We start from the raw sequence: 18576 nt of genomic DNA, 5'->3' as shown, positions 1-18576 counted from the left end.
TGAAGATGGCGCCATTCGACTACCACCGACCGGACACGGTCGACGAAGCGGTCGTCCTGCTCGAAACGTATGGCGGGGACGGCAAGGTGCTGGCCGGTGGGCAAAGCCTTCTTCCGGTGCTCGCCCTCCGGCTGACCAGTCTCGGGCATCTCATCGACATCGGCAGGGTGCAAGGCTTGCAGGCGGTCGATGTCCACGACGACGGTGCTGTCTTTATCGGAGCGGCGGTGACACACGCACGGGTGGAGAAGTCCGATGTCCTGGCCGCCGCAGCGCCCGCGGTGGTCGGCGCCATGCCATACATCGGTCATCGGGCGATCCGCAGTCGGGGAACGGTGTGCGGAAGCTTGGCGCATGCCGATCCGGCGGCGGAACTGCCGGCGGTTGCCCTGGCGGTCGGCGCGGAGATGACGGTGCGCGGCCCGACGGGACAGCGGACGGTGAGTGCGGCTGACTTCTTCGAGGGATACCTGTCGTCGGCGCTGGCAGAAGACGAGTTGCTCGTCGATGTGCGCTTCCCCGCATGGGGCCCACGCGCGGGATGGTCGGTGCTGGAGGTCAGCAGGCGACACGGTGACTACGCGCTGGTCGGGCTGGTGACGACCCTCGAAATCGACGAGGCCGGGCTGCTGCGCCGACCGGCGCTGTCGTTCTTCGGTGTCGCCGGCACGCCGGTGCGCGCCGCCGAGGCCGAAAAGTTACTCGACGGAAAGGCCCCCGACCCGGCGCTGTTCGCCGAGGCGGCGAAGGTCGTGTCCGGTGCATTGGAACCGCGCGCCGACGACCATGCATCGTCCGAATACCGGGCGCACGTGGCAGGGGTGCTCACGCGCCGCGGGCTCGCCGAGGCCACGGAACGGGCGGGCGTCTGATGCCTGAGATCACGCTGCGGGTCAACGGCCGCGACGAGCGCGCGGTGGTCGAGGGCCGCACCACCCTGGCCGAATTGCTGCGCGACCACCTCAAGCTCACCGGCACGCATGTCGGTTGCGAGCACGGTGTGTGTGGTGCGTGCACGGTGGCGGTCGACGGTCAGCCCGTCCGGTCCTGCCTAATGCTGGCGATGCAGGCGGAGGGGGCGACCGTCGAGACCGTCGAGTCACTCGGCGACGGTGAAGAACTGGGGCTCATCCAGCAGGCGATGTGGGAACGCCACGCATTCCAATGTGCTTTCTGCGCACCGGGATTCCTCATGACGGTGCACTGCCTGCTGGCGGACAACCCGACGCCGACGACGGCGCAGATCAAAGAGGAGCTGTCCGGCAACCTGTGCCGTTGCACGGGATACGCATCGATCCTCGAGGGTGTCGCCGAAGCGGTGGCCAAGGTGGCCTCCGGCGCGGAAGGTGCGAACGATGCGTGAACAAATCATGGGGCGGTTCGTCGGCGCCCGCGTCCGCCGCGTTGAGGACCGCCGCCTGCTGAGCGGGCGCGGTCGGTATGTCGACGACGTCGTCGTCCCCGACATGGCGCACGCGGCCTTCGTGCGGAGTCCGTGGGCGCATGCCCTGATCCGCGGTATCGACACCAGCCGCGCGGCTGCCCTGCCGGGCGTCTACGCGATCTTCACCGGTTCCGAGATCGCCGCGATCACCAACCCGCTGATCGGGATGTTCGCCTTGCCGGGCCTTTACGACCCGTGGCACTGGGCCCTGGCCGTCGACCGCGTGCGTTTGGTCGGCGATCCGGTTGCCATCGTGGTGGCGACGTCACGCGCGCTGGCCGAGGACGCGGCAGAACTGGTCGACGTCGAATACGAGGAGCTGGAACCGATCGCGACGCTGGCGCACGCCCACGACCCCAGCCGGCCGGCGATCTGGCCGAGGGCCAACGGCAACGTCGTGTGGTCGGCATCGGAGTCGTTCGGCGACGTCGGAGCCGCGTTCGCCGGGGCGGATCGAGTGATCAGCGAGACGTTCCGCCAGCACCGGCATGCCAACCAACCGATGGAGACCAGAGGCACGGTGGCCGAGATCGACCCCGACGGCAACCTCACGTTGCACGCGGCGCATCAGGCCGCGCACTCCCTTAAATGGGCGATGGCGATGTGTTTAGCGCGCCAGCCGGCGTGGATGTCGGTGCGCGACATGGTCCGCCAACGCGAACAGACGAAGACGATCTTCGCCGGGGTCCGCGAATTCCTTCGCGCGCACCCGACGATGATGAAGGACACCCAGCCGATGATGTCGGTCATGGTGCGTCAGATCGCCAGGGATCCGATGCGGATGGTCCACCTTAACCGGGCGCTCCTCGGATTGATGGCAACGCCCAAGGACCGCCTCCCGCGCGTCGTGACGGGTGACATCGGCGGTGCGTTTGGGGCGAAGGGCACCGTGCTGCGTGAGGAGGTCGCCCTGTGCGCTGCCGCGCTGCGTCTCGGTCGATCGATCAAGTGGATCGAGGACCGCAACGAGCACCTCGTGCTCGGCGGCCAGGCCCGCGACGAACAGATCGCCGTCGAGGCCGCCGTGATGAACGACGGGACGATGCGGGGCGTGCGCGCCAAGCTCACGATGGATGCGGGCGCCTATCCGGGATTCCCGTATGCGGCACCATTGTTCTGCCGCATGATCCAGACGATGTTCCCCGGTCCGTACCGGCTCGGCGCCATGCAGTTCGACATCGAGGTCATCTCGTCCAACAAGCCGACGTACGTCCCGTACCGGGGCCCGTGGGCGGCCGAAACGTGGGTCCGCGAAAGACTTTTCGATGTCATAGCCCGCGAGCTGGGAATCAGCCGCGCCGAGATCCGACTGCGCAACATCATCGGTGCCGACATGCTCCCGCGGAAGATGATCACCGGTCCGACCCTCGACGTGCGCATGTCGGCCAAGGCCACCCTCGAGAGGGCCCTCGAGGTCGCCGACTTCGCCCGCTGGGCCGAGCATCAAGCGGCGGCACGCGAGCAGGGTCGCCGCCTCGGCCTCGGCATCGCGACCTACATCGAAGCGGCTCCGGGGCCGCCCGGGTACATGGACGCGGTCATGCCCGGCTTCTCCACGTTCCTCATCGACGAACCGATCCACGCCGTCCTCGAAGGCGATGGCAGCGTCACGATCCACACCCAGCAGGTGCCGCACGGCCAAGGCCACGAGACGACGCTCGCGCAGGTGGCCGCCGACCAGCTCGGCGTGCCCGTTGAGGCCGTCCGCGTCAGATACGGCGACACCAATTTCGCGCCGTTCAGCACCATGGGCACTGGCGGAAGCCGGTCGGCGGCGATGGCGGGCGGCGCGGTCGGGGTAGCGGCGCACACACTGCGCGAGCACATTGTCGACATCGCCGCGGACCTGTTGGAGGCATCAGGGGCAGACATCGTCATCGAAGACGGTCAGATTCACGTCGCCGGCGTCCCCACGATGTCGCGGACCTTCCGTGAGGTCGCCGAGGAGGCGATGCGGCGTGGCTTAAAAGGCAGCAGAGTCGGCAACACCGACCGGCGGGGTACTAGTGAGGCCATCCGGGTGCACGGGGACTGGGACGGCGGCGAAGGCGGGTGGGCGCAGTCCACGCACGTGTGCTGGGTCGAGGTCGATCTCGACACCGGACAGGTCAAGATCCCGCGCTATGCGGTCGTGGAGGACTGCGGGGAGATGATCAATCCGGCCATCGTCGAAGGCCAGATCCGCGGTGGGGTCGCCCAGGGCGTGGGCGCCGTGCTCTACGAAAAGTGCACCTACGGGGAGGACGGGCAGCCCCGGTCGGGGACGTTCATGGACTACCTGATCCCGACCACGATGGAAATCCCCGAGATCGAGATCCACCACATCGAGACGCCGACGGACATCGCCTACAACTACCGGGGAGTCGGCGAGGGCGGCATGATCGGCGCACCCGCGGCGATCACCAACGCGGTCGAGGATGCGCTGGCCGACCTCGGCGTCCGGATCACCGAACAGCACCTGCCGCCGACCAGGATCCTCGAGCTCGCCGGCGTTATCCCCGAGCGCACCGACCGATAGACTTCGACGTCATCTTGAGATGACCTCCATCAGATCGTCCAGGGCGTTCAGATTGTGGCCGTCGAGGAATTCGTCGATATAGGGCAGCGCTGCGGCCATACCGCCGGCCAGGGGCGCGTAACCGGGCGACGCCTTGAGTGGATTGACCCACACCACCTTGTAAGCGACCCGCGACAGCCGCGCCATTTGCTCGGCGATCACGGTCGGGTCGCCCCGCTCCCAGCCATCGGAGAGGATGATTACCACCGCGCCACGAGACATGCCCCGCATCCCCCACTCGTCGTTGTAGTCGCGCAACGTGTCTCCGAGCCGAGTGCCGCCGGACCAGTCGAGCACAGCCGCGCCGGCGCGACGCAGCGCTTGATCTGGGTTGCGGGACAACAGCTCTCGTGTCAGCCGTGTCAGGCGTGTTGCCATGGCGAAGGCCTCCACGCGACGGCGACCAACCACGGCCGCGTGCATAAAACGCAGTAAGGCCCTGGAGTACATGTCCATCGAGCCGCTGACATCACATAACAAAACAAGCCTGCGGGGTTGCAGCGTCGGCGCGTACCAGGCTCGGCGAATCGGCTCTCCTCCAGTACGCAACGCGCGGCGCACGGTGGCGCGGATGTCGGGCTGCGGGCGCCGCGACCGCTTGGCGGGCCGGCGGCGCCTGCTGCGCCGCATCGCGGCCGTGGCACGCAGGTTGGCCATCAATCGTTGCGCTTGAGCGAAATCTGCTGCGGTGTATTCGCCAAAGTCCTTGCTGCGCAGCATCTCTAGCGGGCTGTAGCGAACGGCCGTGGTGGGTGCTTGGCGCGGGTGCTCAGCCTCGCCGTCGGTGTCCGGTTCTCGGTTGTCGTCGAGCCTGTCGTCGGTGGCTGTCGCGGCGGGGCGGGCATCGCGCGGTTGGTGGAGCCAAACCTCCCGAAATACGCGATCGAAGGTGTCGATGTCCTCCGGCCGCTTGACCAGAACGGCACGTCCCGCCCAGTACACGCTGTCACGGTCAGCCGGGTTCAGCTCGCTCAGCGCCGACACGAAGAGCGCGACCGAGCCGGTGGGAACGCCCATTTCTTCGGCGCGTAGGCGGCGCGCAAAGCTCACCGCGAGCCGGTCCGCGCTGTCAGGCATCGTCGTCAACAGTCCGCACCAAGGTGTCGAGACCTGCCGCCCTTGCCTTTTCGATGTCTTCTCGATACTTCAGCACCCAGCCGAGGGTGTGCTCGATGTTGATGTCGGCCGATTCCTGCTCGCCCAGTTCAGCCAATGCTCGCGCCCAGTCGATCGTTTCGGCCACCCCTGGTGGCTTATAGAGGTCAAGTCCTCGCAACGCCTCGACGGCGCCCGCGACCCGTCGCGCCAGCCGTTCGCTTGCCTCGGGCACGCGCAGCCGCACGATGGCCACTTCTCGGTCCATGCTGGGATGGTCGACCCAGTGGTAGAGGCAGCGGCGTTTGAGCGCGTCGTGCAGGTCACGGGTGCGATTAGAGGTCAGAACCACTAGCGGCGGCACCTCGGCCACGAACGTTCCAAGCTCCGGTACCGTCACCGCGAAGTCGGACAAGATCTCCAGCAGGAAGGCCTCGAATTCGTCATCAGCACGGTCGATTTCGTCGATGAGCAGCACCGGCGGAGGGCCATCGCGGATATCGAGGGCTTGCAGCAGTGGTCGCCGAACGAGGAATCGCTCGGAGAAGAGTTCGTCTTCAGCGGCCGCCACGGCCTCCGCACCGCCGGTTTCCGCAGCCTTCAGGTGCAGCAACTGGCGGGCGTAGTCCCATTCATAGACCGCCTGCGACACGTCGATGCCTTCGTAGCACTGCAGGCGTAACAGCTTGGCGCCGGACATGCGCGCCAGGGTTTTGGCGACCTCGGTTTTGCCCGCCCCGGCCTCACCCTCAAGCAACAACGGGCGCCGTAGCCGCATGGCGAGATGAAGGGCAGTGGCCAGACCCTCGTCGGCGAGGTAGCCGAAGTTGGCGAGGTCTTTTGTGAGGCGGCGGACCGCGTCTGTCGTCACGGGTTCGTCTCCCGACACGTTTCGGACGTGCCGTCGAGCGCGCACATGCTGCTGACTCTACGAACCGAGGAGCCCCGTCGCGCGGTCTTGGCGAAACATCGGCCGATCCCCAGGCATTTTGGGGCGGATGCCATGTGCCGCCATGGGTGTGCGGTCGACGCTTCCTGACGTCGACCGCGCCCTTTCGCGCCCGACCGTGTCGGTCAGGCGGTTCAGTTCGTCCCGGATGGCCGAATCTGCTTGCACGCCAAGCACATTCCGGCCGGTTAGCCCGACGGCTCATCCAGAGCTTCATGCCGCCCATGATCACTCCCCCAGCGGGCGATTACCTGGCCGGCGAAGTCGAGCATCTGGTCAAGGCTGGGGAACATTGCGAAGGCATCCACGATCGCCTCGTCAGCCCCGGATTCGGCGAGGCGCTTTAGCCTGCCGGCAACCGAGTCAACCGATGTGCCCGGCTCGAGGTTGATCCGCATGGCCGTCTTCAGCGCGTCGGGATCGCGGCCGGCGTCCTGCGCCGCACGGCGCGCAATCGACCACAGCTGGTCGGTGACCTCGTCCTGCAGCCCCTCGACCCCGAGCCAGCCAGTGCCGCTGCGGCCGACCCGGCGCATCGCGGCCTCGCTGACACCGCCGATCCAGATCGGCGGACCGCCGGCCTGGACCGGGCGCAGGTCGGCGTGGACCGGTGGCAGCGAAAAGAACTCGCTATCCCACGACACCGGGGTGGTCGTCCACCACTCGTGCAGAAACGCCAGCAGGTCATCGAGCATCCGCCCGCGCCGGTGCCAGTCCGCGCCGCGGGCGATGTCGTGCTCGTCCTTCATCCACCCGATTCCCACGCCGACGTCAAGCCGGCCGTCGCTGAGTACGTCGAGCGTGGTCAGCAGCCGGGCCAGGTGCACCGGCTCGTAGTAGAACGTGCTGAGCGTGCTGGCGTTCAGCCGCACCCGGTTGGTTGCCGCCGCGGCGACCGTCCACAGCAGCACCGGATCGAGGTAGCGGGTCATCTGCGGCGGGTACGGCTGCTCTATGCCCGGATAGGTGCTGTGCATATCAACCGGCGTGACCAGACGGTCGCCGACCCACAGCGTGTCGTAGCCAAGGTCCTCGAGCTCGCGGCAGAAAGCGCTCAGACCAACGGCGCTGCTGATGGCGGGCCCGACGATGGGCAGTGCGAAACCGAGCTTCATCACGAGCATCCTCCCCAGTATTTTGATGATGAATCAACTATTGGCGTGGTCGCGCTCAGCTGGGGACGGCGGCGCCGAGGGCGAAGTCGAAGTTTCCCACCCCGTGGCGGGCCAGGCCCATCACGACCAGGCCGGTTGCTTCCAGCCAGTGCGCCATGTTCAAGCCGCCCACGTCCAGTGGGCGCAGTCCGAGGCTCTCGATGAACTCCGCGACGCCGGCCTTGGCGCGAACGTCGTCGCCGGCGATGAACACGTCGAGCGGCCGGCCCTGGGCCAGGACAACACCGAAGACGGTGTTGAATGCCTTCACCACGCTGGCGCTGGCCGGGGCCGCCTCGGCGACCTCCTCCGCGATCGAGGTGCCTTCCGGGATGGCCAGCCCGTCGGCCGCGGCATTGAAGGGGTTGCTGATGTCGACGATGACCTTGCCCGCGAGGGCGTCTCCGTACTGCGCGACGACCGGAACGACGTTGGCGTACAACACGGAAACGATGACGATGTCCCCCGCCGGGACGGCGCCGAACTCTCCCGTCGTGGCTCCGTCGCCGAGGGCCTCGGCCAGGCCGGCGGCCTTGGCCTGGTCGCGGCCGATGACTTCGACGGTGTTGCCGCCCGCTACCGCCAGCGCGCCGATGGCGCGGGCCATGTTTCCGGTGCCGATGATGCTGATGCTGCTCATGAGGTGTCCTGTTCTTGACCGATGAATCGAAAAGGTTGACTGCTCAACATTAAACCATGTTTGTTGATGAGTCAACCAATCGCGTAGCATGGGGCCGATGGAACCGAACTGGCTGAACCCTCGCGAAGACCGCGCCTGGCGGGCCTTCCAGCACGCGCACCATCAGCTGGACGTGCACCTGAACCGGGGCCTGCAGGAATCGGGCCTGTCTGGGGCCGACTACGAGATCCTGGCGGTGCTGTCCAGCCACGACGGGGACCGCATGCCCGCCCGCGACCTGTGCAACACCCTGGGCTGGGAGAAGAGCCGCGTCTCCCACCAGGTGCGACGCATGCAGAAGGACGGGTTGATCAGCCGCGAGCCCAACCCCGACGACGCCCGCAGCACCATGGTCTGCCTGCTGCCGGCCGGCCGCGCCGCCATCGAGAAGGCGGCGCCCGGGCACGTGGCGGACGTCCGCCGGAACTTCATCGACCTTCTCAGCCCGGCCGAGCTCGACATGCTCGCCGCCCTCAACGAACGGGTCCTGCGCCACCTGGCCCAAAAACGACGACGCCCCCGCCGAAGAGGAGCCTCATAGGTCATTCGCGGTGAGGTCGCGACCTTCACGCCGGCGCAGAACGGCCTTGGAAAGGCCGTGCACTCGGTGGCGTCGGTCACCCGTCCGTCTGCAGCTCGAATATCGGGATGGTGCGGGTGGTCTTTGACTGGTAGTTCTCGAAGGCGAACGCGGGTGTCGTCGCGTTGATTTTGGGGATGATCGCCTCACGTTCGGACGGGTCGAGCTCATGCGCGACGACGTCGAACGAGTCGGTGGCGACCTCGACGTGCGCCCGCGGGTTGGTCCGCAGGTTGTGCACCCACGCCGGGTTGACGTCGGCGCCGCCGTAACCCGCGACGATCAGCAGCTTGCCGTCGATGCGAAACGCCACCAAAGGCGCGACGCGGGGCTTCCCGGTCTTCCCGCCCGTCGTGGTGAGTAGCAACAGCTCCTGGTCTTCGAATCGGCCGCCGACCTTGCCGGCGTTGGCGCGAAACTCGTCGGTGACGTTGGTGTTGAGCACCTTAAGCGTTTCGGGATCGGGCTTTTGAGTCATCTCGAACAGAGCCACTTGATCGCGACATCTATTCCCATCGCATCAGTGGCGGCCACCCGAGTCTTATTCCACGACAACGAAGTCCAGCCGTGGTGACGGTTCTGCGAGCGATCGCCTGCGACGCGGTGCCTACGCCGCCACGTCCAGGCTGGTGAGCCCGCGCAGCACCGGGTTCGGCCGGTACACCGGAAGATCGTCCACGAGCGAGAGCCCCGGGAACCGCTTCGTCAGCGTGTCGAACGCGAGCTGCGCCTCGAGCCGCGCGAGCGGCGCCCCGAGGCAGAAGTGGGTACCGAACCCGAACGCGAGGTGCGGGTTCGGGTTGCGCGTGAGGTCGAGCTGATCGGGGTCCTCGAACACGTCCGGGTCGTGGTTCGCCGCGCCGATGCTGACCAGCACCAGCGAGCCTTCCGGGATCACCTGGTCGTCGATCGCGACGTCTTCGAGCGCGACGCGCACCGTCGCCTGCACCGGCCCGTCGTAGCGGAGCAGCTCTTCGATCGCGGTCGGGAGCAGCGGGGGCTCGTCGCAGAGCCGCTTCCACTGGTCGGGCTCGCGCAACAGCGCGAGCGTGCCGTTGCCGATCAGGTTCGTCGTCGTCTCGTGGCCGGCCAGCAGCAGCAGGTTGCCGGTCGCGAGCAGCTCGTCGTCGGTGAGCGCGTCGCGCTCCTCCTGGGCCGCGATCATCGCGCTGATCAGGTCTTCGCGCGGCGCACGGCGGCGGGCGGCGATGATGTCGGCGAGGTAGTCGAAGATCTGGCGCGCCGCCTCGGTGCCGGTCGCGCGCCCCTGGCTGCTCGACGACGCGAAGCCGTTGATCATCGCGCTCGACCACTGACGGAACTGCCGGTGGTCCTCGACCGGCACACCCAGCAGCTCGGCGATCACGATCGCCGGAAGCGGCTCGGCGACGTCGTGGATCAGGTCGAAGGTGCCCTGGTCCTGCGCGGCGTCGGCGAGCTCGCCGACGATCGCCTGGATGTGGCCGCGCAGCGCGGCGATGCGCTTGGGCGTGAAGGCTTTGTTGACGAGCTTGCGGACCCGCGTGTGGTCGGGCGGGTCCATGGTCAGCATCGAGCGCATGCCGGTCGCGTTCTGGCGCAGGAACTCCGGCATGCGGTCGAGGTTGTCGCGCATGAGCGGGGCGCGCAGCCGCTCGACCGAGAAGCGCGGGTCGCGCACCGCCGAGTGGACGTCGCGGTAGCGTGTGAGCATCCACACCCCGGGGCCGGTGTAATCCGCGACCGGTACCTCGAGCACGGGCCGCACGGTGCGGATCACCGAGTACATCGGGTAGGGGTTCTCGAGCGAGCCGGCGCTGCGCAGCGGCAGGAACAGGTCGAAGTCGCCCGAGCCGTTGGAAGAAGGATCCGCTGCCGACCGGTCGGGAGAGGGCGCCGAGCGCTGCCAGGCAGTGGACGTCATGGCGGGATCCTCTGGGCGAGCACAGTGTTGAGAAAGGCCGAGTGACCGGCCACAATAACACCGTGCCTGCGATCGCCTCAAGCGAAGCGCATCCTCAATCGTGATCCGGCACTTCCGAGTCGTCCGAGTCCTGCGCGTGGCGCTCGCGGTCGCGCGCGTCCTGCCCCACTACCTGCTGCTGCTGGCGCGTGATCGCACCGCTGCGTGGCCGACGACCGACGCCGACTGGCAGCGCGCACACCGCGCGGCGGCCCGCGAGATCAAGCGTGTCGCGCTTTCGCTGGCCGGCGCCTTCATAAAGGCCGCCCAGATCCAGGGTGCACGGGCCGACTTCCTCCCGGCGCCCTTCATCGAGGAACTGAGCCAGTTCCACGACGCGGTGCCGCCACGACCCTTCGAGACGCTGCGGCCGCTCGTCGAGCGCGACCTCGGCCGCCCGCTCGACGAGGTCTTCGCGACGGTCGACCGCCACGCCCTCGCCGCCGCTTCGTTGGCACAGGTGCACCGCGCGACACTGCGCGACGGCAGCCAGGTGGTGCTGAAGATTCGTTATCCCGAGATCCCAACGATCATCCCGCTCGACCTCGGCATGCTGCGCCGCGTGATCGGGATCGTCATGCTCCTGCAGCGGGGCATCGACCTGCGCGCGCTCGTCGCGGAGACGACGCGTTTCATCCAGCTGGAGCTCGACTTCCCGCGCGAGGCGCGCTCGACCGAGCGCCTCGCAGAAAGCCTCAGCGACATCCCCTTCGTCGTGGTCCCACGCGTGTATCCGGAGCTGTGCGGCGACAACGTGATCGTGCTCGAGTACCTGAAGGGCATCCAGGTCGCGCGGACGAAGGAGTTGGTCGCCGCAGGGCACAAGCTCGCGGACATCGCGCGCAAGATCGGCGCGCTCTACGGCACGATGATTTTCGAGCGGAGCTTCTTCCACGGCGATCCGCACCCGGGGAACCTGCTGATCCTGCCCGACGGCCGGATCGGCCTCCTCGACTTCGGCCTGGCCAAGGAGCTGCCGCCGGGCTTCGCGTGGCTCGTCGCATCGATGATGGTCTCATCGATGATCGGCGACTCACGATCGGCTTTCGCCGCGGCCGAGCGGCTTGGCTTCGACGTCGCCTCGATGAAACCCGAGAACCTGCGCACGCTGATGCTGATGACGGTCGGCGACAGCGACACCGAGGCCGGCTTCTTCGAGATCCTCGGACAGACGAGCCTGCGCAAGATTCCGGAGGACTTCGCGCTCGTCGGGCGCACGCTGATGCTGCTGAACGGGCTCTCGCATCGGCTCGCGCCCGGGCGCCGACTGATCCAGGCCGAGCTGCTGAAGCATCTCGCCGCCGGCGCGGCCCGGGCAGAGGGCGACAAGCCGGTGCCGGCGGCACGCACGAGGACGTAGCCGAGTCGCACCGCGGACACGGGCTCCTGCTGCTGAACATCACCGCCGAGCATGCCGAAGCGATCCGCGACTACCCCGAATTGGCGCGGCACGACCCGTTCGATCGGCTCCTCGTGGCCCAGGCCGACCGGGCTGGCTTGCAGCTACTCACCGCCGACAAAGTGCTGCTCGGACTCCAGAGGCAGTTCATCCTCGACGCCACCAAGTGACGCGACTAGTGTGCCGCTCGGTGGCGAATCACCCGCTTGAGCGCTTGGATGTCGAATTCGATCTGCCGCGACATCCAATACACGAGTGCGAACGCGGCAATTCCCCCGATACACAGCACCCTGATCGGCACGATGACTTCGGCGATCTCGGAGGCGGTCAGGTAGGTCACGGCCACAATACCGAGCAACGGCACCGAGGCCGCCACGGCCAAGTAGCGCGACAGTCGACGGCTGAGGCCCCGAAGCTGTTCGGCCTCTTGCGGATTCGTGTATCCATGGGCCACCAATTCCGGATAGATACTGCGCACGATGTAAAAGTTCAACAGAAAGAATGAATACGCGATCGAGATTGCGCCGCACACCGCGAGCGACCCAAAGAAATGGATCGCGGACCTACCCGGGATTCCACCCGCAGCGAATTCCATGGTGAGCGGGAATGTCAGCCCGGCCAGCAACCACATGCTGAATACGACGAACACCGTTCGATCACCGGCGACGAGGCAGTCGTGGCGCGCTTGGGCCAAGGCGTCCGGGGGCGGTGCCAGCCCACGTCGCAGGCGTCGCGGGACCAGGATGACCGAACGACCCCAATAGACCAGCACCGCAAAGCCGACCGGATACCAAATGAGGTTGACCAGCGTGGTGATCAGGATGAACCGGCCCTGGGCCTGCTCGGAAAGCTTGCTGACGATGAGCAGCTGGTTGTGCTGGATGTTGTACGCGCCGGCCAGCAGGTTGGGAACCATGACGGCCAGCGAAGCGATCAGCAGAAAGTAGGGCCGCAGGCGCAGCCGCCAACTTCGCGCGGGCGGATCCACCAGGTCACGCGCGCGCGGATCGAGGCACAATTGGAATTGCTCGGCGAGTTCAGCGCCCGAGGACCAGCGCAGATCACGATCGGCGCTCAGTGCCTTCAGCAGAACCCTGCGAAGCGCGGCAGGACAATTCGCGGGCAGCGCAGCGAGCGCCGCCGCCGAAACTCCTTGTTCGCGGGTGGCCAGCATCCGCTCCAGCCCGGTGGTGTCGCCGACCGATCCGTCCGAGCTTGCCTGGGCCTCTTTCGCGGCGGAATCGTCAAACGGTTTCCGACCGGTCAACAGTTCCCACAGCACAACCGCGAGGGAGTAGATATCGCTGCGAGTATCGAGTTTCGCCGCATCTAGTGCGTGGCCTGGCCGACACGCCATCAGCTGCTCGGGAGACATATACGACAACGTGCCGCCGAAATAGGTGAATGGGCTCGCCCCGGACACGTTGCGGCCGAAGCTGATGTTGAAGTCCGCGAGCTTCGGGATGCAATTGGGCGCGAGCAGTACGTTCGCGAGCTTGATGTCGCGGTGCAGGACGCCGCGTGAATTCGCATAGTGCAGCGCTTCAGCCAGCCGTTTGCCCAGCCACGCCACGGTCTCGGGCCAGGAAAGGGTCGCGAGCTCGGTGCGAGTCGCTGACTCGGTGGGCCGGATCTCGCCGCGCGACTCCAGTGCGTTGTCCACCGCGTCGAGCAGCGCCTGACCGGAGCCGGGTGGCCGCCCTGCGCGGCGTATCGCCTCAACGACGTTGAGCAGCGTTCCGCCAGGCAAATATTGCATGTACATCAGCCGGCATTCGCGATCCGGGAGAATCCGCTGGTCGAAGACCCGGACGATGTAATCGTGCTCAAGCTGGGCTAGGGTTTGCGGCTCGTCGTCACGGTTCGCCGAGATCTTGACCGCCACCAGTCGTTGCAACGACCGTTGCCGGGCCAGAAAAACTCGCGCGAAGGCGCCTTTGCCGAGTTCGAGCAGCAGATCGAAGTCGTCGAGATGCTGGCCCACCTCGATCTGGGCGAGACGGGTGGGCGGCATGGTGACCGCAAACGCTGATTCGAGTGTCCTGGTGCCGATCTCTATTTCGCCGGCAGTGTCGGCCGCTTGAGTGTGGGTGAACTCTTCGGAGTAGCTGGCAGTCGGATCTGTCATCAAAATCTCGTTCCAGGTCACTCCGATCGTAACCGCAGCGCAGGCGTATACGACCGAGGTTCAACAGGCTGACTCACAGATTCCGATAGGCCAGACGCCATAGGCTGTCTGCGTGCCTGCCCACCTGGAAATCCAGACGCCGTCGGGACGGGAATTGATCACGCTGACCGGACAACGAGTGACGGTCGGCAAGGCCGCAACGAATAGCGTGTCGATCGAGCAGGATTCGACCGTCTCGCGCTTGCATGCCGTCCTGGAAAACCTCGGGTTTGCTTGGTCGGTACGTGATGTCGGTAGTCGCAATGGCACTTACCTCAACGGAGAGAAGATCTCTGCCGAACGGGTGCTGCGTTCCGGGGACGAACTGCGGGTCGGCAAAACCCGGTTGATCTTCTGGGAGGCAAGGGAAGGCGACCACGCACCCGCGGGTGAAGAAACAATTTCTGCAGCACCCGCCGAGCCCTTGCCGGCGCTTACCCGGCGCGAACTCGAGGTCCTAGTGGCCTTGTGCCGTCCACTGGTTTCCGACGACCCATTTCCCGCGCCCGCGTCCGTTCGCCGGATGGCTCAGGAGCTAGTCGTTACCGAGGCAGCCATCAAACAGCATCTGCAAAACCTGTACGACAAGTTCGGAGTCCCGGCAGAGGGAGAGCGCCGGATCCGTCTGGCCAATGAGGCCATCGGGCGTGGGGCTGTCACCCTCGCCATGTTGCGCGACAGCGGTAAGCAGGAGTGAACACTCGGAAGTAGCGCTAGGACAACTTCTTGAGCGCCCCGCCCCCGAGCACGGCGACGGCATTGACAATGTCGCGGCGGTATTCAGCGCATCTGGAGCATGACTCGATATGGCGCACAAGGCGTTTCCGCATCAGGACGCTGAACTGTTCGTCCCAGCCGGACACGACCGCGGCGAGCTGCGGGCATCCGACCCGGGCAGCGTGCCGGGCCACCAGCAGTGCACCCAGTGAACGTTCGATGGTGTCGCGCAGCCGCTGTAGAAGCTTTTTGGTCGAATCGTGGCTGATGCCCAGCGTTTGCGCGAGTTCGGTTCCCGTCACGCCGTAGCGATAGACAAGCTCCAGCACACGGCGGTCACGCTCGCACAACCCCTCGGCTGCCTGGGCGATCAGTTGAGCGAGCTCCTTGCGTGCGGTCAGCGTGAACGGTCCTGGGCCCGTTATCGGCTTGTCGGGCAGCTCGTCGAAGGCGGGCTCACGACGCCGCTCGGAAAGGGTCCGCAGTGCGCGCCGGCGGGCAATGGCATAAAGCCACGGACGCAGTGACTCCGGGTTACGCAGCCTCGGCAACTCTGCCGCCGCGGTGCAAAAGACATCTTGTACGCAGTCGGACGCCGTGTGGCGATCGCGCACTATGCCTACGCAGTAGGCGTGCAGCGGGGCGGCGTAGCGCTTGTAGATTCCGGCCATCGCCGCGCGATCGCCAGCCGCGGCCGCCCGCGCGAGTTCCGCGTCACTTGCAATGCCGCTCTTGCGCAGTGTGATCGGGGAAGTCATGACTGAAATGGTCAGGGATGGCCCGTGATTTCGTAATCGCCGCGAAGCCAGATTCCACCCCCGCGAGGGAAGGGTTTCCTACCCATTTGGTAAGCCGCCACCTATCTCGCAAGTCGCCGAAATTTTCTTTTCAAAATTTGTCCGGTTCCGCGCGCTTTGTGCTCTTACCCGTGAGCGTCACCCAAACGCGGGTCGCCGCCGAAGCCAATGAGGAGAGATCATGAGCACAAATCGCAACACGCTGGCCCTGCGCCGGCAGAGCATCCGGACGCTGACCGCCGACGAGCTGCGCGTCGCGCACGGTGGCCAGGTCAACGGCACCGTCACCTCGGCGCCCCCCACCACCGGCCCCACCATCAAGACCGGCACCTGCATCCCCACCAGGACCACAGTCAATCGGCCGACGCTGACGAAGCAACCGTGAATCGCGCCGGCAGGAAGCAGGACTTAAACACGGATCTGGCCGTGGCCCGGAGACGCGGGCAACAATGCGGGTCGGGGCAACTCGCCCGCGCTGAGGAGAACCGCGTGAGTGAGCATGACTCGGATAAAAGTGCCGGTTATGAGGCGGTCTTTCGCGAACGTTGGCGCGACCGCCGGTCGGCGGGGGCGCGGCCGGGTGAACTCGTCAAGCAGCCGGAGTGGATCGATGCCGGGCTCGTCGTCCTGGGCGTTTTGTTGACCGCGGGCGTTGTCGCGGCCGGCACGATGACCATCGCACGGACCCAGGCGTTGCCGGCGGTAGCGCAGGGCAACTCGGTGACCGCCGCCCGCGGCGACGCGTCGCCTGCGCCGGGCAGCGTCGTGCATTACCGTGACGCGTCCGGGAACACGGTGGACGCGACCGTCGTCGAGGTGACCGAGGCCGAGGTGACGGCGCGGCTGGGCCAAATCGGCCCGGAGTCAACGGGTCAACTGCTCGTCCCAGCCGATCGTCAGCGCCTGATCACTCTGCTGCTGCCGAGGCTGCGGTGAGCCGCCAGCGCGCGATCCCCTACATCGCGCAGGCCGAGATGGCTGATTGCGGTGCCGCCGCGCTGGCCATGGCGCTGGGCTATCACGGCCGTCACGTATCTCTGGCCGAGATGCACGACGCCACCGGCACCGGGCGTGACGGCGTCGACGCCCTGCGGCTTGCCGAGGCGGCGTCCTCCTATGGCCTGCGAGCCCGAGGGGTAGCCACCGAGCTCGATGATCTGCGGGTGCTGCCGCGCGGCACCGTGTTGCATTGGGGTGCGGCGCATTTCGTCGTCCTGGACTCGGCGTCACGGCGCGGCGTCACCGTTGTCGATCCCGCCGCGGGACGCTACCGGCTCGGATGGCAGGCCGTCGATGATCTCTACAGCGGGGTCGCGATCATGTTGGAGCCCACCGACGCGTTCACGGCGGGCGGTCGACGGCTACCGGGTGCACTGCAGCACGCTCGCCGAATGTTGGTTCGCTCCAGCGGAATCGGTAAGGTGCTGGCCACTTCGGTGGTGGTGCGGCTGATGGTCCTGGCGGTGCCGGTGCTCACCGGCGTGGTCGTGGACCGGGTGGTGCCCGCCAATGACTCGCACCTGCTCAAAGTCCTTGCCGCGGTGATGGTTACGTTGATCGGCTACTCGATGCTGGCCACCTTCCTGCGGGCCCATCTGCTCCTGCGGCTGCGCAGCCGACTGGATGTCGACATGACACTGGATTTCCTTGAACATCTGGTGGACCTGCCGTATGCGTTTTTCCTCAAACGCTCGTCGGGAGATCTGATGATGCGGTTGCGCAGCAATGCCACGGTCCGCGAGATTCTGACCAGCGGTACTATCGCCGCGCTGCTCGACGGCGCCCTGGCCACCCTGTACCTGGCCGCAATATTCGTGCTGTCACCGCCGTTGGGAATCCTCGTCACCGTGCTGGCCACGGCCCAGGTTAGCGTTTTGCTGCTGTCGCGACGCCGCAACCAACAGCTGATGGCCGAGTCGCTGGCCACTGAAGCCAAGTCGCAGTCCTACGCCTATGAAATGTTTTCCGCGGTGGAAACTCTCAAGGCCGCGGGCGCCGAGCGCCGCGCGGTGTCGCACTGGACGAACTTGTTCGTCGCCGAACTGAACGTCTCGCTGCGCCGCGGGCGTCTTGCGGCGTTGGTGGAGACCGCCACGCATGGGCTGGCGCTACTGTCGCCGATCGCCGTGCTGTTGTTCGGTGCGTATCTGGTTGGCAGCGGCCAGCTTTCGTTGGGCACCATGCTCGCGCTGGCGGCGCTGGCCACCGCATTTTTGGAACCGCTGGCAACCCTCGTCGTCACCGCGCTACAGATCCAACTGCTCGGCAGCTACCTCGCCCGCCTCGACGACGTCCTTTCCACCCCGACCGAAACCGCCGGTCGCAACGTCCGACACGCACCCCAGCTCACCGGCGCGGTTCGCGCGGAGCGGCTGACTTTCCGCTATACGAGTCACGGGGTGGCCGCGATCGACTCCGTCGACCTCGAGGTGAGGCCCGGGCAAGTGGTGGCCATCGTCGGGCGCTCCGGCTCGGGCAAGTCGACCCTGGGCCGGCTGCTGTTGGGCCTTTACCAGCCGTCGTCGGGACGGGTCCTGCTCGACGGGATCGACCTGGCCGGCCTGCACCCGCGCAGCGTCCGCTCCCAGGTCGGCGTGGTCACCCAGGATCCCTACATCTTCGGGCTGTCGATCCGGGACAACGTTGCTCTCGGCGACCCCAGCCTGCCGTTGGACAGGCTCGAGGCCGCCGCCGAACTCGCCGGCGTCGCCGACGACATCCGGGCGATGCCGATGGGCTGGAACACCCCGCTCGTCGACGCGGGCGCCTCGCTGTCGGGTGGTCAACGCCAACGACTGGCGCTCGCCCGCGCGCTTGCGCCCCAGCCGCGGATCCTGCTGCTCGACGAGGCCACCAGCAACCTCGACACCGTCACCGAAGCCAACGTGCACGCCAACATCGCTCGACTCGGCTGCACGGTGATCATGATCGCGCATCGGCTGGCCACCGTGATCGACGCCGACCAAATCGTCGTGATGGACGCCGGTCGCGTCGTCGAAGTCGGTTGCCACCGTGAGCTTTTGGCCGCCGGCAACCATTACGCCCAACTGGTCGCCGGACAACTCGTCGGCCAAAACGAACGGTAGGAGTCTCCAG

The 18576-nt window shown here is 66.7% G+C and carries 17 protein-coding genes; 9 read left to right on the top strand and 8 right to left on the bottom strand.

The genetic code is table 11. The annotated features are described in order from the left end of the window. Nucleotides 1-5: 5 nt before the first annotated feature. From G6N66_RS05755 to G6N66_RS05745, 3 genes are read left to right on the top strand one after another with little or no spacing between them, the layout of a single operon-like run. Nucleotides 6-872 (top strand): FAD binding domain-containing protein, encoded by an 867-nt coding sequence (locus G6N66_RS05755; protein ID WP_085232449.1) that lies wholly within the window; start codon nucleotides 6-8, stop codon nucleotides 870-872. Next, the gene (locus G6N66_RS05750) at nucleotides 872-1363 is read left to right on the top strand and encodes a (2Fe-2S)-binding protein (protein WP_085232393.1); all 492 of its coding nucleotides are present in this window, start codon (nucleotides 872-874) and stop codon (nucleotides 1361-1363) included. The genes G6N66_RS05755 and G6N66_RS05750 overlap by 1 nt, the downstream gene beginning before the upstream one ends. After that, nucleotides 1356-3962 (top strand): xanthine dehydrogenase family protein molybdopterin-binding subunit, encoded by a 2607-nt coding sequence (locus G6N66_RS05745; RefSeq protein ID WP_085232450.1) that lies wholly within the window; start codon nucleotides 1356-1358, stop codon nucleotides 3960-3962. The genes G6N66_RS05750 and G6N66_RS05745 overlap by 8 nt, the downstream gene beginning before the upstream one ends. A gap of 9 nt (nucleotides 3963-3971) precedes the next feature. On the opposite strand, the gene G6N66_RS05740 is transcribed toward G6N66_RS05745, so the two are convergent. From G6N66_RS05740 to G6N66_RS05725, 4 genes are all read right to left on the bottom strand, one after another. Next, nucleotides 3972-5078, bottom strand: a complete 1107-nt coding sequence (locus tag G6N66_RS05740) for a vWA domain-containing protein (protein ID WP_085232394.1) — start codon at nucleotides 5076-5078, stop codon at nucleotides 3972-3974. Further along, nucleotides 5071-5967, bottom strand: a complete 897-nt coding sequence (locus G6N66_RS05735) for an AAA family ATPase (protein WP_085232451.1) — start codon at nucleotides 5965-5967, stop codon at nucleotides 5071-5073. Before G6N66_RS05735 ends, G6N66_RS05740 begins: the two co-directional genes overlap by 8 nt. Before the next feature lie 266 nt (nucleotides 5968-6233). Beyond that, nucleotides 6234-7160, bottom strand: a complete 927-nt coding sequence (locus G6N66_RS05730) for a TIGR03619 family F420-dependent LLM class oxidoreductase (protein ID WP_085232452.1) — start codon at nucleotides 7158-7160, stop codon at nucleotides 6234-6236. Nucleotides 7161-7215: 55 nt separating this feature from the next. Continuing rightward, complete coding sequence (locus tag G6N66_RS05725; RefSeq protein ID WP_085232395.1) at nucleotides 7216-7839, bottom strand: NADPH-dependent F420 reductase; 624 nt, start codon at nucleotides 7837-7839, stop codon at nucleotides 7216-7218. A gap of 97 nt (nucleotides 7840-7936) precedes the next feature. Here G6N66_RS05725 and G6N66_RS05720 point away from each other — a divergent pair, with 97 nt between their 5' ends. Then, complete coding sequence (locus G6N66_RS05720) at nucleotides 7937-8419, top strand: MarR family winged helix-turn-helix transcriptional regulator (protein ID WP_085232396.1); 483 nt, start codon at nucleotides 7937-7939, stop codon at nucleotides 8417-8419. Nucleotides 8420-8495: 76 nt separating this feature from the next. Here the strand turns inward: G6N66_RS05720 and G6N66_RS05715 are convergent, their stop codons facing one another. Continuing rightward, nucleotides 8496-8936 carry a nitroreductase family deazaflavin-dependent oxidoreductase gene (locus G6N66_RS05715; RefSeq protein ID WP_085232453.1) on the bottom strand — a complete coding sequence of 147 codons (441 nt, stop codon included), beginning with the start codon at nucleotides 8934-8936 and terminating at the stop codon, nucleotides 8496-8498. A 129-nt stretch (nucleotides 8937-9065) separates the two neighbouring features. Beyond that, complete coding sequence (locus tag G6N66_RS05710; protein ID WP_085232397.1) at nucleotides 9066-10361, bottom strand: cytochrome P450; 1296 nt, start codon at nucleotides 10359-10361, stop codon at nucleotides 9066-9068. Between the two features lie 136 nt (nucleotides 10362-10497). On the opposite strand from G6N66_RS05710, the gene G6N66_RS05705 reads away from it, so the two are divergent. Beyond that, a complete protein-coding gene (locus G6N66_RS05705) occupies nucleotides 10498-11760 on the top strand; it encodes an ABC1 kinase family protein (RefSeq protein ID WP_139825139.1) in 1263 nt (420 codons plus the stop codon). A 214-nt stretch (nucleotides 11761-11974) separates the two neighbouring features. Here G6N66_RS05705 and G6N66_RS05700 read toward each other — a convergent pair whose 3' ends face one another. Beyond that, nucleotides 11975-13927 carry a serine/threonine-protein kinase gene (locus G6N66_RS05700; RefSeq protein ID WP_085232454.1) on the bottom strand — a complete coding sequence of 651 codons (1953 nt, stop codon included), beginning with the start codon at nucleotides 13925-13927 and terminating at the stop codon, nucleotides 11975-11977. 112 nt (nucleotides 13928-14039) lie between these two features. Between G6N66_RS05700 and G6N66_RS05695 the strand changes: the two genes are divergently transcribed. Then, entirely contained in the window at nucleotides 14040-14663 is a 624-nt protein-coding gene (locus tag G6N66_RS05695; protein ID WP_085232399.1) for an FHA domain-containing protein, read from the top strand. Between the two features lie 16 nt (nucleotides 14664-14679). On the opposite strand, the gene G6N66_RS05690 is transcribed toward G6N66_RS05695, so the two are convergent. Then, entirely contained in the window at nucleotides 14680-15441 is a 762-nt protein-coding gene (locus tag G6N66_RS05690; protein ID WP_085232400.1) for an RNA polymerase sigma factor, read from the bottom strand. 220 nt (nucleotides 15442-15661) lie between these two features. Between G6N66_RS05690 and G6N66_RS05685 the strand changes: the two genes are divergently transcribed. The 3 genes from G6N66_RS05685 (at nucleotide 15662) to G6N66_RS05675 (ending at nucleotide 18566) form a co-directional block, all read left to right on the top strand. After that, nucleotides 15662-15865 carry a hypothetical protein gene (locus tag G6N66_RS05685; protein ID WP_085232401.1) on the top strand — a complete coding sequence of 68 codons (204 nt, stop codon included), beginning with the start codon at nucleotides 15662-15664 and terminating at the stop codon, nucleotides 15863-15865. 104 nt (nucleotides 15866-15969) lie between these two features. After that, nucleotides 15970-16416: a hypothetical protein gene (locus tag G6N66_RS05680; protein WP_085232402.1), complete on the top strand. Its 447-nt coding sequence runs from the start codon at nucleotides 15970-15972 to the stop codon at nucleotides 16414-16416. Next, nucleotides 16413-18566, top strand: coding sequence for a peptidase domain-containing ABC transporter (locus G6N66_RS05675; RefSeq protein ID WP_085232403.1), 2154 nt, complete (start codon nucleotides 16413-16415; stop codon nucleotides 18564-18566). The genes G6N66_RS05680 and G6N66_RS05675 overlap by 4 nt, the downstream gene beginning before the upstream one ends. Nucleotides 18567-18576 lie beyond the last annotated feature (10 nt).

It is taken from the genome of Mycobacterium conspicuum (assembly GCF_010730195.1).
GTDB lineage: Bacteria > Actinomycetota > Actinomycetes > Mycobacteriales > Mycobacteriaceae > Mycobacterium > Mycobacterium conspicuum.
The sequence above is the reverse complement of the archived record's forward strand: the minus strand, read 5'-3'. Positions and strand labels throughout refer to the sequence as shown.